Raw genomic sequence first — 15842 nt, forward strand, 5'->3', positions numbered from 1 at the left:
GTCAGTCGCGCGACGAAGGTTTCAATGAGTCAGCGGGTGCATCCTTGGGCCGGCCTCGCAGCAGCGACTCGGGGTTGCGCCCCAGGTAGTCGGCCAGGTCCCGGAGCGAGCGCGACATGCGCCCCAGCTCATCGAGGGTCTGGGTCAGCTGCTCGCGTTGTGGCGAGTCCTCGGCCAGGGTCGAGTTGGCCGATTGCAGGGTCTTGCTGACTTCCTGCAAGGTGCCCTGGACGCCCGGCAAGGTTCGGCTGTTGAACTGCTGCAGGCCCTTGCGCAGTTCCACCAGGTTGGCGTCGAGGTTGGTGGCGATGCGCTCGATGGGCAGGCGGTTGAGCTTCTCGACTATGGCCTGGAACTGCTCCTGCAGTTGTTCCAGGCTACCCGGTACGGTGGGTATGGTAATCGGCCGGGCGCTGGGGTCGAACACCACTTTCGGCGCCTTGGGGTCGAAATCCAGGGCGATGTACAACTGCCCGGTGAGCAGGTTGCCGCTGCGCGCCTGGGCCCGCAGGCCGTTCTCGACAAAGGTGCCGAGCAACTGCGCCGCAGCCTTTTCATCGTCGGGGTCGTGGTTCAGCGCCTTGAGCAGCTTGGTGTGGGCGCGGCCCAGGCGTTGCGGGTAGATGACGATGCCGACATTGACCGGGAAGGTGCGTTTGTCGACGTCGAAGTCAAGGTCCACCGACACCACCGAGCCGATCTCGACACCGAGGAATTCCACCGGTGCACCGACCTTGAGCCCGCGCAGGGCCTGGTCAAAGCGCAGGCTCAGGTACTGGGCCTTGCCATGCGGTGGGGCGAGGGCGCGGGCGCGGTCGTCGAACAGCTCGAACTGGCGGTCTTCGACGGCCACTTTGTCGTCGGGGCTGTAGTCCGGGGCGCGGAAGGCAATACCGCCGACAATCACCGACGACAGCGACTCGGTACGAAAGGCAAAACCGTTGGCACCGACTTCGACATCAACGCCGCTGGCGTTCCAGAACCGCGTGTTGTCGGTGACGAAGGCGTCATTGGGCGAATTGATGAACACCTCGATATTCACCCCTTTGCCGTTCTCGTCCAGGCCGTAGGCGACCACCTGGCCGACCGGGATCTTGCGGTAGTACACCGGCGAGCCGACCCCCAGCGAGCCGAGGTCGCTGGCGTGCAGGAAAAAGCGCTTGCCGGGCTCGCCGTAGGTGATCGGCGGCGGCGATTCGAGGCCGACGAAAGCCTTGGCGCGGGTGTTCGATTCGCCGGAGTCGGCGCCGATGAAGTCGCCGGACAGCAGGGTGTCGATACCCGATACACCACCGGCGCCGATGCGCGCACGCACCACCCAGAACTTGGAATCCTCGCGGGTAAAGTTGTCGGCCTGCTTGACCAGCTTGACCGTGGCGGTGACGCTCTTCTGATCCTTGCTCAACTCCACGGCGGTGACCTGGCCGATCACCACGTTGCGGTACTTGACCGCAGTCTTGTTGGCTTCCAGGCCCTGGCCGGTCTTGAAGGTGATCTCGATGGTCGGGCCTTGCTGCATGACGTTGTGCACTACCAGCGACAGGCCCACCAGCACCGCCACCAGCGGCACGATCCATACCAGCGAGATGCTGAAACGGCGGGTCTTGACCCCGGGCTGGCCGGGTTGTGGCCTGTCTTCGCGGGTTTCAGTCATCGGCCTGCTCCTTGTCGCGCTGCCAGATCAGTCTAGGGTCGAAGCTCATTGCCGCGAGCATGGTCAGCACCACCACCATGCCGAAAAACAGAATACCCGGGCGCGGCTCGATATCGCCCAGGGCCTGGAACTTGACCAGCGCCGCCACCAGGGCGACCACCAGTACATCGAGCATCGACCAGTAGCCGATCAGCTCGACGAAGCGAAACAGTCGCGCCCGTTGGCTCTGCGCCCAGGTGCTCTGGCGTTGCACGGTGATCAACAGCAGGCCCAGGGCGACGAACTTGGTCGCCGGTACGGCGATGCTGGCGATGAAGATGATCAGGGCGATGTCCCAGGCGCCGTGTTCCCAGAACTCCATGACCCCGCTCATGATGGTGCTGTCGGCACCGCTGCCGAACAGCGTGGTGTTCATCACCGGCAGCAGGTTGGCGGGGATGTAGAACACCAGCGAGGCGATCAGGTAGGCCCAGGTGCGGGTCAGGGAATCGGGCTTGTGCGCATGCAGCGGCGCGCCGCAGCGCTCGCAATCGTGCGGCTGGTGAGTGTTGTCGCAGGCCATGCCGCAGGCGTGGCAGAGCACCAGGTTGAGCTCGGCGGCCCGCGGCGGGCGGCTCATGGCAGCAGGTCCCAGAGTTCGCGGATATCGCGCCCGGCGATGCGCAGAATCAACAGGCTCAGGGCCGCCAGCGCCAGCAGGCCGATGCCCGGCAGCACATCGAGCATGCCGGCCAGCTTGAACACCGCGACCATGGCGCCGAGCAGGCAGACTTCGAGCATGCTCCAGGGGCGCAGGGTCTCCAGCCAGCGCATGCACAGGCTGAAACCCGGGGCGCGGCCGCCGGCCAGGGCAAAGCCCAGCACCCAGATCAACAGCAGCAACTGGAACACCGGGGCGATGATGATCGAGATCGCCGCCACCAGAGCGATAAAGGTGATTGGCCCGGTGGCCAGGGCCTTGACCGAGTCCCACAGGGTGGCGCTGTTGTGCAGGCCTTTGAGGCTGATGCTCATGATCGGGTAAAAATTGGCGAACACCCAGAGGATCAGCGCGGTGACACTCAAGGCCAGGCGTTGCTGCACGCTCAGGCCGTTATAACGCTGCAGCACCGCGCCACAGCACTGGCACAGGGCTTTCTGGTGTTTGCCGAGGCTGACCTTCTGGTACACGCAGTCGCAATGTTCGCAGATGATCAACTGATGGGTATCCAGCATGGCGCGCGCTCTGGCTGCGGGCGGGGACTAGGTCAATATAGTCGGCGCTGGCGCGGGGCTATGGTTTTTTTCCTTTCTGTGGGAGCCGGCCTTGCCGGTGATGAGGCCGGTGCAGCCAGCACATCAGGTGTCGTCTGGATTACGACCGCTGCGCGCTCGATCGCCGGCAAGGCCAGCTCCCACAGGATGGACTGCCCCCAAGAAGTTGGACACCAATCCACCCCTTGGGGCAGTCCAGGGCTCCGTGTACGCCGGTCCATTGTGAGCCGGCCTTGCCGGCGATGAGGCCGGTGCAGCCAGCACCTCAGGTGTCGTCTGGATTACGACCGCTGCGCGCTCGATCGCCGGCAAGGCCAGCTCCCACCGGGCTCCGTGTACGCCGGTCCATTGTGGGAGCCGGCCTTGCCGGCGATGAGGCCAGTGCAGACTGGACATCAGGAATTATCTAGTCCAGATCCTGCGCAGGCTCGCCAGGCGTGGTCCGCAGTGCCTTGTCCAGTTTCAGCAAGGCCAGCAGGCGCCGTGCATCGAAGGGTGCCTGGACCTTGATGTCGTTATCGAAGTAGCAATAGACATCACGCCGCTCAGCCGCACCCGGTTCGCTGCGCGGGTCGATCAGGTGCGCGTCGCCAGGCTGGGCTCCGCGCTTCCAGGCCAGGATGCGTTTGTACCAGCGCTGCAACGCCGCATCCGAATAACCGCTGCTATAGAGCGTCTTGTCACCATGCAGGCGCAAATAGATAAAGTCAGCCGTGACATCCTCGACCTTCGGCCACTTGCCCGCCGTGTCGGCCACTACCAACGCCACCTGATGCCGGCGCAACAGCTCGACAAATGCCGGGGTGACAAAGCTTTCATGGCGGATTTCCACGGCATGGCGCAGGTGCTGACGCTGCGAGGCAGGCAGGTCGTCTGGCGGGACGAACCACAGGGAATGGCGTGCCAGTTTCAGTGCCTGGGCAGCGGTGCGCGGTAACTGGGCGAGAAATTCCTCGAACAGCACCGGGTCAAAGCGCATGTTCGGCGGGAACTGCCACAGCGTCGGCCCAAGCTTTTCGCCCAGCGCCAAAGGCCCCGAGGCGTAGAAGTTGGCCAGCGGCTCGGCAATTTCGCGCAGGCGCCGTACATGAGTGATGTAGCGCGGCGCCTTGACGCTGAAGACAAACCCGGCAGGGGTGTGCGCCGCCCACTCGGCAAAACGCTCCGGGCGCTGCAGGGCATAGAAGGTGCCGTTGATCTCGATGCTGTTGACCGCCCGCGAGGCGAAGCGCAGCTCGTCCTTCTGGCGCAGGCCCTCGGGGTAGAACACCCCGCGCCAGGGCACGTAGCGCCAACCCGAGATGCCGACATGAAGCTGTGGTTTGCTGGTAGTCATGAGCCTGGGCCCTTCAGGGTGCCTAGGCGTACGAAGCCGGTGCTGTCCGGGAGTTCAATCCATTCCTGCGGGCCAGCGTCGAGGGAGCGGTTGAACTACACTCAAGCCTCTGCCCACACTGCTGTGCCGGTAAGCGATCATGCTCGATTACTTCGCCTTGGGTGTTTTGATTTTTGTCGGCCTGGTGCTGTTCTACGGGATCATCGTCCTGCACGACATCCCCTACGAAATCGCCGTGCACCGCAACCACCCGCACCAGGATGCGATCCATGCCACCGGCTGGGTGAGCCTGTTCACCCTGCATGCGCTGTGGCCGTTCCTGTGGATCTGGGCGATGCTCTATCGCGAAGATCGCGGCTGGGGCTTTGGCGACGGCAAGTCGCCGCAAAGCCATGTGCTGCGCCTGGAGCAACAGGTGCGCGAGCTGCAGCAGCGCCTGGAGCGCCTCGAAGGAACATCCGCCGCCGACGATCGCGGCGAAGGTATCTGAGCCATGGACCTGTTGCTGATCCTCACCTATGCAGCAATCTGCGTGGCAATTTTCAAGCTGTTTCGCATCCCGCTGAACAAATGGACAGTGCCTACCGCGGTGCTCGGCGGCATCGTCATGATCGGCGCGCTGATCTTCACCATGAACTACAACCACCCGTATTCGGAGGTAGCCCGTTCGTATTTCGTTTCGGTGCCGGTGATCCCGGTGGTCACCGGCAAAGTGATCGAGGTGCCGGTCCAGGGCAACCAGCCGCTGGAAAAGGGCGATGTACTGTTTCGCATCGACCCGGCGCCGTTTGAACACCGTTTGCGCTCGCTGAAAGCGCAGATCGTCGCTGCCAGGGGCGATTTGTACCGCATCAACGAGCTGATCAAGCGCAACTTCGGCACCCGCCGCGAGCAGGAAGCGGCCATCGCCCGGGTTGACGATCTGCAGGCGCAACTGGACAACGCCCAGTTCGAACTCGACAGCACCGTGGTGCGTGCGCCGAGCAGGGGCTATGTCACCCATGTGTCGTTGCGCGCCGGAATGATGGCCAGTGCCTTGCCGCTGCGCCCGTCGATGGTGTTCATACCTGAAGAAGGCCAGTATTTCGCCGCCTGGATGCGCCAGAACAGCCTGTTGCGCCTGGTGCCGGGCGACGACGCCGAAGTGGCGTTCGACGGCATTCCGGGCAAGGTGTTTCACGGCAAGGTCAAGAATGTCATCGCGGTGATCGCCGAAGGTCAGGTGCAGCCTTCCGGCAACCTGGTCAGCTACACCGGCTCGCCACCGGCCGGGCGGGTGCCGGTGATCATCGAGATCGACGACCCGGCGTTCGCCCAGTACGCCAAACAGATGCCCGGCGGCGCCTATGGCCAGGCAGCGCTGTACAGCAAGCACTTTCCGCACATCGCAACCATGCGCAAGATCCTCCTGCGCATGGCGGCCTGGATGAACTACATCTTCCCGTTCCACTAGCGGAGTACAAATGTACTCCCGGCCTTGTTCACGCCTGCGGTCGCGTCGGTAGATACGGCAGCAGGCGCTCGGTTTCCTTCCTCACCACCGCATAGCACTCACAGCTCAACTGCTCCAGGCGCGCCCGATCAAGGACCTTGATGTGCCCGCGGCTGTACTCGATCACGCCCAGGCGTTGCAGCTTGCCGGCGGCGTCGGTGACGCCTTCGCGGCGTACGCCGAGCATGTTGGCGATCAGTTCCTGGGTCATGGTCAGCTGGTTGTCGTTGAGCCGATCGAGCGACAGCAGCAGCCAGCGGCACAGCTGCTGGTCGATGGAATGATGGCGGTTGCACACGGCGGTCTGGGCCATCTGCGTGATCAGCGCCTGGGTATAGCGCAGCATCAGCACCAGCAGTTCGCCATGGCGGTTGAATTCGTCTTTCAGGCGCTGGCCGGGCAGGCGGTAGGCATGGCCGGCGCTTTGCACGATGGCGCGGCTCGGGGTGCTTTCTCCGCCCATGAACACCGCAACGCCGATCAGGCCTTCGTTACCGACCACGGAGATCTCCGCCGAGGCGCCGTTTTCCATGACATACAGCAGCGAGACAATGGAGTTGGTCGGGAAGTACACGTGGCGCAAAGCGTCGCCGGACTCGTAGAGCACCTTGCCCAGCGGCAGGGCGATCAGTTCCAGGTGCGGCAGCAGGCGCTCCAGGGCGGTTGTCGGCAGGGCCGCCAGCAGGTGATTGTCCTGTGGCCTGGCCTGTGGCTTGGGTGATGCGGGCATACGGAGCCACCGATGGCAGACAAGAGCTGTCTGGCCACAGGGTACTCCAATCCGCGCGGCCTAGGGGAGGCTGGCGGTGGCCGGCCGGCAATGCGCGCTGATCTGGTGTGTTTGACCGTCATCCACAAGCCTGACCACGCCGTCGGCCAGGGGCAAGCCATCCAGGCTCAGGCGCAGCGCGCCGGCGCCCGCATGCCGCACTTCGATGCGGTAGCGGGTAGCGCCATAGCGATAGTGCAGCACGTAGCCTGGCCATTCGGCCGGTAGCAGCGGCTGCAGGCTCAAGGTTTCGCCACTGCGCTGCAGGCCCAGCAGCGACTCGACGATCAGCCGGTACATCCAGCCGGCGGCGCCGGTGTACCAGCTCCAGCCGCCACGCCCGGCATGGGGCGGCGCGCCATAGACATCGGCGGCCATCACGTACGGCTCGACCTTGTAGCTGTCGATGCGCTCGGCGCTGCCCTGGCGCAACGGGTTGATCAGGCGCAGCAGCTCCCAGGCCCTGGCGCTGTCGCCCAGGCGGGCAAAGGCCATGCTCGCCCAGACGGCGGCATGGCTGTACTGGCCGCCGTTCTCACGCACGCCGGGCACGTAGCCCTTGATGTAGCCCGGGTCCAGGCTGCCCTGGTCAAAAGGCGGGTCAAGCAGCTGGACGATGCCGATGTCGCGGCGCACCAGGTAGCGGTCCAGCGCCTCCATGGCCAGGCGGCAACGCCCCGGGGCGGCGGCCCCTGAAAGCACCGCCCAGCTCTGGGCGATGGAGTCGATGCGGCATTCTTCATTGTTGGCCGAGCCCAGTACCTGGCCGTCATCGAAATAGGCGCGGCGGTACCAGCCGCCGTCCCAGCCATGGGCTTCGAGGTTGCCGCGCAGGGTGGCGGCGCGCCTGCTGCAATCCTCGGCGAAGGCGCTGTCACCCTGGCGTTGGGCGGTGCGGGCGAACTGCTGCAGCACCTCGACGCCGAAGAAGCCCAGCCACACGCTTTCGCCCAGGCCCTGTTCGCCGACGCGGTTCATGCCGTCGTTCCAGTCGCCGCTGCCCATCAACGGCAGGCCATGCACGCCGCACTGCAAGCCATGCTGCAGCGCGCGCTGGCAATGCTGGTAGAGGCTTTCGTTGAGGGCCGAGCGGGTCGGCAGGTCGTAATAGGACTCCTCGCCAGGGTTCAGCGCGCGACCTTCTATATAGCCGACCTGTTCATCGAGCACGCCGAGGTCACCGGTCACCTGCACATAGCGGCTGGTGGCCAGGGGCAGCCAGAGCATGTCGTCGGAGCAGCGGGTACGCACGCCGCGCTGCAACGGCGGGTGCCACCAGTGCTGAACATCGCCTTCGCGGTACTGATGGCTGGCACACAACAGCAGGTGCTGGCGCGCCGCGGCCGGATCGGCGTGGATCATCGCCATGCTGTCCTGCAACTGGTCGCGGAAACCAAAGGCGCCACCGGACTGGTAGAAACCGCTGCGTGCCCAGAAGCGGCAGGCGATCACCTGGTACATCAGCCAGCCATTGACCAGCATATTCAGGGCCGGCTCCGGGGTTTCGATGCGGATGACGTCGAGTACCTCGCGCCAGTGCGCGCGCACCCGTTCCAGCTCAATCGCCGTCGCGCGCAGCCCGCGGTACTGCTGCACCCGGCGGGTGGCGGCCGTGGCGTCGTGCTCGGCGCCCAAGCGGAACACCACCTCCTGGCTTTCACCGTCGGCCAGCTCCAGGGCCACCTGCAGCGCCGCGCAGGGGTCCAGGCCACCGCCGCTGCGCCCGGAGAGCCGGGCCCGGCCCATGGCTGCAGGCGCGCCGAGAGTGCCGTTGCGGCCAATGAACTCCAGGCGGTCGCAACTGAGGCTGCGGTAGGGCAGGTCGCTGTCGAGGAACGCCACCCGGGTGGAAAATTCGATCGAGTAGGCATTGCGCGCAAACAGCGCGCCGCTGAACGGGTCGGCCTCGCTGACCACATGCATGGCCGCCTTGCTGCGCAAGTCGCCCAGCACCCATTCCACATAGCTGGTCACCGACAACCGGCGCGGCCGGCCCGAGGTGTTGCGCACCTTCAGGCGCGAGAACTTCACCGGTGCGTCGAGGGCGACGAACACCCACAGCTCGCTGTGCAGACCGTCTTCGTCATGCTCGAAGACGCTGTAGCCAAAGCCGTGGCGGGTGCGGTAGCTGCCCTGGCCAGGGCAGGGTTGCGGGGTCGGTGACCAATAGCGGCCGCTGTCTTCGTCGCGCAGGTACATGGCCTCGCCGCTGGGATCGCTGACTGGGTCGTTGTGCCAGGGTGTCAGGCGGAACTCGTGGGCGTTGTCGCTGAAGGTGTAGGCGCCGCCGCTTTCGCTGATTACCGAGCCGAACTGCGGGTTGGCCAGCACGTTGACCCAGGGTGCCGGCGTCGGCTGGCCGGGGCGGTGGTTGATGATGTACTCGCTGCCGTCGGCGCTGAAACCGCCGTAGGGGTTTTCCATCAGCAGCCCCGGCTGCACGCTCGGCGCTGGCCGCACCGGTGCCTGCACCAGGCCGATCGGGTTAGGCTCGAAGCGCGGCAAGGCGTGTTCGCTGCGCCGCTGATGCACCTGTTCGGCGAGGCTGCCACGGCTGTCGCTGAGCACCAGGCGAGCCACACTGAGCATCAGCGCGCGGTCTTCGCTGGACAACTGCTGGGCCGGGCGCACGAAGATCCCGCCCGGGCGGTCGAGCAGCGCCGCTTCGCTGCCCGAGGTCACCAGGCCCATGATCAAGTCCTGCAGTTGCTGGCGGTAGCCGGCCTGGTCTTCGTTCCAGATCACCAGGTCCAGGCTCAGGCCTTTCTGTCGCCAGTAGGCGTGGGCCTGGACCATCTGGCGCACCAGTTCGATGTTGGCCGGGTCGCTGATCTGCACCAGCACGATCGGCAGGTCGCCGGAAATCGCCTGACCCCAGAGCCCGGACTGATTGCGCCGGTTGCTCGCCAGCACTGCGCTTTCACTGCGCAGCGACGGGTTGGCATAGATCACCGAGGCGGCCATCTGCTCGAACAGGCGCGCATCGGCCAGGGAGGCATTGAGCTGGCGCAGCAGCACCTGGCTGTGGGTCCAGGCCAGGTCAAAGACCCGGTCTGCCAGGTGGCGGTCGCGGTATTTGTGGATCTGCTGCAGGCAGCTTTCGCGGCTCGGGGCGATGCCGGTGACCAGGTCGATGGTCGCGCTCTGCCCCGGATCGAGGCTGATCCGGCAGCGAATCGCGACGATCGGGTCGAGCACCGCCCCGGCGCTGTCGGACAACTGCTCTACGTCCGGCAACAACGCCGCCGGGGCCTTGAGGGTGCGGCCTCGGCCGATGAAGCGGGCGCGGTCGGTTTCATACGAGATCGCTTCGATATCCACGCCATGGGCGGCCAGCAGGTGGCACAGCCACGGCACAGGCTCTTGCTGCGAACGCGGCCGGCGGCTGCAGACGATGGCCTGCAGCGGGCGCAGCACTTCGGTCTGCACGAACAGCTTGCTGAACGCCGGGTGCAGGGCATCGCTGATGGCCGGGGCCAGTACCACCTCGGCATAGCTGGTCAGCTCCAGGCTACGGCGTTGGCGGCCATGGTTGGTCAGGTGCAGGCGGCGCAGTTCGACATCGTCTTCGGGCGAGACGACGATTTCAGTGTGGCAGTCGATGTCACGCTCGCGCAGACGGAATTCGGCGCGGGCGTCACTGAAAATCGCCTCCTGGCTTTGCGGCCGGTACAGGGTCGGCTGGTGCGCCGTGGACCAGAACGCGCCGCTGGCGACATCGCGCAGGTAGCAGAAGATGCCCAGGCTATCGCTGGCGATGTCCTCGCGCCAACGGGTCACGGCCAGGTCGTTGCAACGGCTGTAACCGGCGCCGGCGTTGTTGACCATCACGTGGTAACGGCCGTTGGACAGCAACTGCACGGCCGGGCAGCGCCGGTTGGGCTCGGTGAATACCCGCAGCTGTTGCTCGCTGGGCGCGGCGCCGTCTTCGCTGACCGGGGCCTGGGCGGCATGCAGGTAGGCGGCGGCGGTCTTTGGCACGCGTTCCTGCAGCAGCAGGGCGCTGGCCTGGAACTGCGGGTCGGATTCAAAGCGCCGCTGCATGGGCCGCTCCAGCAGCAGGGCGGTCAGGGCCAGGAAACTCATGCCCTGGTGGTGGGCCATGAACGACTTGATTACCACCGCGTCCTGCCCGGGCGGCAGCCGCGCTTCGCTGTAGTCGACCGCCTCATAGAGCCCGAAGCGCCCGGCCACGCCCTGTTCAGCCAGGCGCTGGAGGTTGGCGCAGGCCGCCGTGGGGGCGACCATCAGCGCCAGGGCACTGGCGTAGGGCGCCACTACCCGGTCTTCACCGAGGCCGCGCTTGAGGCCCAGGCCGGGCACGCCGAAGGCCCGATACTGATAGTTGAAGTGGGCATCGAGGCTGTTGTAGGCAGACTCTGACACCCCCCAGGGAATGCCCAGCTGGTTGCCATAGGCGATCTGCCGGTTGACCGCGGCGCGGCAGGACTGCTCCAGCAGCGTGCCCTGGTAGGAGGGCATCACCAGCATCGGCATCAGGTATTCGAACATCGACCCCGACCACGACAACAGCACCGGTTCACCGGCATTGCTGGTCAGCAGGCGGCCGAGGGCGAACCAGCTTTCCTGAGGGATCTGGCCCTGGGCGATGACGACGAAATTGGTCAGGCGCATTTCCGAGGCCAGCAGGTCGTAGAAGGCGCTGTCCAGGCGCTGTTCGTCGGCGTTGTAGCCGATCGCGAAGAGGTCGCGCTGTGAGTCGTAGAGAAAGCGGAAATCCATTTTCGCCAGGGCTGCGGTCTGCTCGGCCAGCACTGCCGCGCTACTGATGCGCCCGCGGGCCAGGTTCCGCACGGCAACCACCCGGGCGCGCTCGGCGGTCGGCCAGCGCTGGGCATCGAGCTGCGCCAGTTGCCGCCAGCTCAGCGGTAGCTGCGCAGCCGGGTCGTCGCCAGCCGGCAGCTCGAACGCGCGCAGTTCGCCGAGCAGGTCCTGGCACTGCTCATGCAGGGCACCGAGCCAGAAGGTGCAGTCGCCGCTGGGGTCGGGTTGCGACAGCGGGCAGTCGAGCAGCTGTTGCAGCAGGGCCGGCAGTTGCCCTGGCTCCTGGCTGGCGTCGAGCGCTGTGCGTAGCGCCTGCAGGTCAGCGTCGGCGATGCCCGCCGCCTTGTACGCTTGCAGCAGCACATCCAGGCTGTCCAGCAGCCCTTGGCGCAGGCGACCATCGAGCAGCGGCGCGTCAGCCAGGGCCAGCAGGCCGGGTTGCAAGGTCAGCAGCAGGCCGGCGAGGTTGCCGCTGTCGACCGTCGATACATACAGCGGGTGCAGCGCCAAGCCGCTGCGGGTGTCGTACCAGTTGTAGAAATGCTGATGATGACGCTCCAGGCTGTGCATGCTCTGCAGCATCGCCGACAGCCGCTGCAACAGCCGTGCGCTGCCCAGGTAGCCGAAATCATGGGCGGCCAGGTGGGCGAGCAGGGCCATGCCCATGTTGGTCGGCGAGGTGCGATGGGCGACGTTGGCGTAGGGCGCTTCCTGGATGTTGTCCGGTGGCAGCCAGCGTTCTTCGGCATTCACGTACTGGTTGAAAAACGCCCAGTTGCGCCGGGTCAGCAAGCGTAAAAAATGCATGCCCTGGGCCGAGATGGCCTGGCTGGCGCCGCTGTCGGCGCGGCTGACCCACCAGGCCAGGGCCGGGCCGGCCAGCCACAGCAGCAGGAACGGTGCGGCGAGGGCGAGCAGGGCCGGCGTTGGCGCCAGCACGGCGGTCAGCGCCAGGGCCAGTGCCGGCGCGATCCACAGTGTGCGGTACAGCCCCGGCAGGCTGTTGACGCTGCTGCGTTCGACCTCCCGCGACGGGCTCCATTGCAACAACCGCCGTTTGCTCACCAGCATGCGCCACAGCGTGCGGGCAATGGCATCCAGGCTGTAATGGGCCTCGAACGGCAACCAGGCCAGGTTGAAGGTAGCCCGTACGCCGTGCTGGCCGGCGCCGTGCAGCACCGCCAGCAGGTGTTCGGCAATCGGCACGTCGGTGGTTTTGCCCAGCAGCGCGAGCAAGCTGTCCAGCAGCGGCTGGGTCAGCAGCAGGGCGACCACGGCCAGGGTCCACAGCCCCGGTTGCGGGGCGATCAGCCAGGCGCACAGCAGCACGCTGAGGAACGCCGCCGGCTCCAGGCTGCGGCGCAGGTTGTCGAACAGCTTCCAGCGCGCCAGGGCGCTGAGGCGGTTGCTTTGCAGGCCGGTACAGCACGGCGCCCAGGGCAGCAGCCACGGCAGCAATTGCCAGTCACCGCGGATCCAGCGGTGCCGGCGCTTGACGTCGGCGCTGTAGCGGGCCGGGTATTCCTCGAACAACTGTACGTCGCTGAGCAGCCCGGAGTGGGCATAGCAGCCTTCGATCAGGTCGTGGCTGAGGATGCGGTTTTCGGCAAAGCGGCCTTCCAGCGCCTGTTCGAAGGCATCGACGGCGTAAATGCCTTTGCCGATGAACGAGCCATGCAGGAACAGGTCCTGGTACACATCGGACACCGCACGGGTGTACGGGTCGACCCCGGCATCGCTGCCGAACAGCCGTGCATAGCGCGAACGGGCGGCGCTGGGCAGGCTGATGCCGACCCGCGGTTGCAAGATGGCGTAGCCGCGATGGATCTGCCCCTGGGCGTTGAAATGCGGCTGATTGAGCGGGTGCTGCATGGCGCCGATGAACTGGCGGGCGGCATCGCGGGGCAATTGGGTGTCGGTATCCAGGGTGATGACGTAGCGCACCCCGGTCAACGCCGCGATATCGCCGACGATCAGCGCAAAACGCTCAAGCCCGTGCCCGCGCAGCAGTGCATTGAGTTCGGCCAGCTTGCCGCGTTTGCGCTCGTAACCCATCCACGCGCGCTCGGCCGGGTTCCAGCGCCGTGGCCGATGCAGCAGGCAGAAGCGCTCGCCGAGCTGCGCCGGGTATTTGCGGTTCAAGGCGCTGATCCGCTCGCTGGCCAGGGTCAGCAAGCCGGCGTCGTCCTCCTGGACCTCGACCGGGCTATCCATGAAGTCGGTGAGCAGGGCGAAGTACAGCTGCTCGTCGCGGTTGGCGAGAAAACGCACCTCGAGCCCCTCGACCAGCTCTTCGACATCGGCGCTGTTGGCCATCAACGTGGGGATTACCACCAGGCTGCGGGCCTCGGCGGGCAGGCCTTCGCGGTAATCGAGGCGCGCCAGCAGGCACGGCGCGACAGTGAGGGTCACCAGCCAGTTGATCAAGCCGATGGCCAGGCGGCTGGTCATCAGCAGCAGCGGCAAGGCCAGCAGCGCCAGGCCCCAGCCGGGCCAGCCGGCGCGATAACCGTCGAGCAGGAACGGCCAGGCAAAGCCCAGTGACAACAGTGCCACCGGGGCCAGAAAGAACGTCAGCGGCGCGCGGTGCAGCAGCCGTTGCCAGCGCTGGGCCAGCGGCACGCGGGCATCCAGGCGCTGCTCCAGTTGCTCAAGGCCCGGGCCGATCAGGTAGAAGCCGACATGCCCGGCGACATCCGCTGCCGGGGGCGGCTGGCCGCGCTGCTGGGCGAGGTTGACGGCCATTTGCGCGACCTGTTCTTCGCTGTGCGGGCAATGCCGCGCCAGGCGCTCGATAACGTGGCGGTAGTGATCGCGGCTGGCGAAATCCATCTGCGCGTAGGCACCTGCCGGGTCGTTGTGCAACTGCCGTTCGACCTGGCTCAGGCGCTCGACGAAGGCCCGCCAGTCGCTGGTCGAGAGCAGTCGCAGGCTGGCAATGCTGTTGCTGATCGACACCTGGTCGGCGGCCTGCTGCTGGGCATCCAGGTGCACCAGGCGTTCGATGGTCAGGCCGGATTCGCCCAGCGACTGCTCGACCCAGGTCAACGGCTGGATCAAGGTTGCGCTCTGGCCCTGTAGCCTGCGGGTGAGTTCGGCGACGAAGGCGGCGGTCATCGGCGGCTCGGAGCGGGCCATGTCGGCCACCACCAGCACCACGCTCTTGACCTCGCGCTCGGCGGTTTCGCTCAGGCGGTCAGCCCAGTCGTTGGCCAGGTTGCGGTCGGCCCAACTGGCCATGACCCGCGCAGCAATGCGCCGCAGGTTCTCGATCAGCGCCAGGCGCAGCATGATCGGAATCGCCCACAGCTCGCCCAGGGTCAGCGCGGTGACGCTCTGGTAAGCCTCGATGAAGCGCCCCAGGCTTTCGTCATCGACCCGGCCATCGCCGTGGCTGATGGTTTCCAGGGCAATGTCGTAAACCCTCGGCAAGCCTGCCGACGCGCCATTGCCCAGGCGCGGCAACTGGCGGCTGTAGCCTTTGGGCAAGTGGGTCTTGGCCAGGCGGATGTGGGCTTCGACCAGGTAGTAATTGTCGAGCAGCCATTCTGCTGCCGGGGTCACTCGCCGAGTGCTGGGCTGGGCGTCGATGAACTGCGCGCAACTGCTGGCCAGGACCCGCTCGTTGTCGGCCAGGCGTGCCAGCAGGCCATCGCCCTGGGGCGCCGGGTCAAGACGGTGCTGACGGGCGAGCAGGGTGCCATGGCTGGCCATCTGTTCGGCGCTGAACAGCTCCGAGCGCAGCAGCGCCTCGTAGCCGAAGGTACGTGGAGCGGGTCGCCATGCAAGGCGTTTGAGCAGCATCAGGGCACGGGGCCAGGGGTTGTCCATGATGTCCTTGTATGGGCTGAGGCTGACAGCTCCAGTGTGCCGCGCGCGCTGTGGCGGGTCTGTACGCTAGCGAACAGACCGCTTGGCCCATTGCGCTTAGCCTGAGGTGTGTCATCCATTGAATGCCGGCGCCGCCCGGTGTTGGAGCACAGCCATGAACCATCCATTGCGAATCCTCTTCGCCCTCGTGCTTTCGTTCGTCGCCCTGGCCGCCGTGGGCCTGAACAACAGCGCCAGTGCCGCCACTGCCGAAGACCTCGACAAAGACTCCCGTCAGGCGTTGCAAATCCTCTACAAGGCCCACCCGCTGGCTGAAACCATGTCGCGCACGGCCAAAGGCGTGCTGGTCTTCCCGAAAGTGGTCAAGGCCGGGCTGGTGTTTGGCGGCAGCTATGGCGAAGGGGTGCTGTACAAAGGCAGCAAGGTCTCCGGCTACTACAACTCGGTCACTGGCTCCTGGGGCCTGCAGGCCGGGGCGCAGTCCTATGCCTATGCGGTGTTTCTGATGACCGACAAGGCGGTCAAGTACGTGCAGGACACCAAAGGCTGGGAAGTGGGTGTCGGGCCGACCGTGGTGCTGGTTGACCAGGGCGTGGCGAAAAACCTCTCGACCTCGACCCTCAAGCAGGATGCCTACGCCTTCGTGTTCGACCAACAGGGGCTGATGGCCGGGGTGAGTATCGAGGGGACGAAAATCTCGTTGATCAAACGCTGACAGTGG

The 15842-nt window shown here is 65.9% G+C and carries 9 protein-coding genes; 3 read left to right on the plus strand and 6 right to left on the minus strand.

Going from position 1 to position 15842, the window contains the following annotated elements:
* Position 1 precedes the first annotated feature (1 nt).
* The 4 genes from ABIE20_RS00980 to ABIE20_RS00995 form a co-directional block, all read right to left on the minus strand.
* Positions 2–1654, minus strand: a complete 1653-nt coding sequence (locus tag ABIE20_RS00980; protein ID WP_429502014.1) for an intermembrane transport protein PqiB — start codon at positions 1652–1654, stop codon at positions 2–4.
* Complete coding sequence (locus tag ABIE20_RS00985; protein WP_429502016.1) at positions 1647–2273, minus strand: paraquat-inducible protein A; 627 nt, start codon at positions 2271–2273, stop codon at positions 1647–1649. The genes ABIE20_RS00980 and ABIE20_RS00985 overlap by 8 nt, the downstream gene beginning before the upstream one ends.
* Positions 2270–2869, minus strand: coding sequence for a paraquat-inducible protein A (locus ABIE20_RS00990; protein WP_429502018.1), 600 nt, complete (start codon positions 2867–2869; stop codon positions 2270–2272). The genes ABIE20_RS00985 and ABIE20_RS00990 overlap by 4 nt, the downstream gene beginning before the upstream one ends.
* Before the next feature lie 445 nt (positions 2870–3314).
* A complete protein-coding gene (locus ABIE20_RS00995; RefSeq protein WP_429502020.1) occupies positions 3315–4244 on the minus strand; it encodes a DUF72 domain-containing protein in 930 nt (309 codons plus the stop codon).
* Positions 4245–4383: 139 nt separating this feature from the next.
* Here ABIE20_RS00995 and ABIE20_RS01000 point away from each other — a divergent pair, with 139 nt between their 5' ends.
* Positions 4384–4734, plus strand: coding sequence for a DUF3302 domain-containing protein (locus ABIE20_RS01000; protein WP_429502022.1), 351 nt, complete (start codon positions 4384–4386; stop codon positions 4732–4734).
* Positions 4735–4737: 3 nt separating this feature from the next.
* The gene (locus tag ABIE20_RS01005) at positions 4738–5697 is read left to right on the plus strand and encodes an HlyD family secretion protein (RefSeq protein WP_429502024.1); all 960 of its coding nucleotides are present in this window, start codon (positions 4738–4740) and stop codon (positions 5695–5697) included.
* 28 nt (positions 5698–5725) lie between these two features.
* On the opposite strand, the gene ABIE20_RS01010 is transcribed toward ABIE20_RS01005, so the two are convergent.
* Positions 5726–6466: a Crp/Fnr family transcriptional regulator gene (locus ABIE20_RS01010; RefSeq protein WP_429502026.1), complete on the minus strand. Its 741-nt coding sequence runs from the start codon at positions 6464–6466 to the stop codon at positions 5726–5728.
* A gap of 60 nt (positions 6467–6526) precedes the next feature.
* The gene (locus ABIE20_RS01015; protein WP_429502028.1) at positions 6527–15121 is read right to left on the minus strand and encodes a GH36-type glycosyl hydrolase domain-containing protein; all 8595 of its coding nucleotides are present in this window, start codon (positions 15119–15121) and stop codon (positions 6527–6529) included.
* 154 nt (positions 15122–15275) lie between these two features.
* Between ABIE20_RS01015 and ABIE20_RS01020 the strand changes: the two genes are divergently transcribed.
* Complete coding sequence (locus tag ABIE20_RS01020) at positions 15276–15836, plus strand: YSC84-related protein (protein ID WP_429502030.1); 561 nt, start codon at positions 15276–15278, stop codon at positions 15834–15836.
* Positions 15837–15842 lie beyond the last annotated feature (6 nt).

Source organism: Pseudomonas sp. 2835 (assembly GCF_050435905.1).
Taxonomy (GTDB): Bacteria; Pseudomonadota; Gammaproteobacteria; order Pseudomonadales; family Pseudomonadaceae; genus Aquipseudomonas.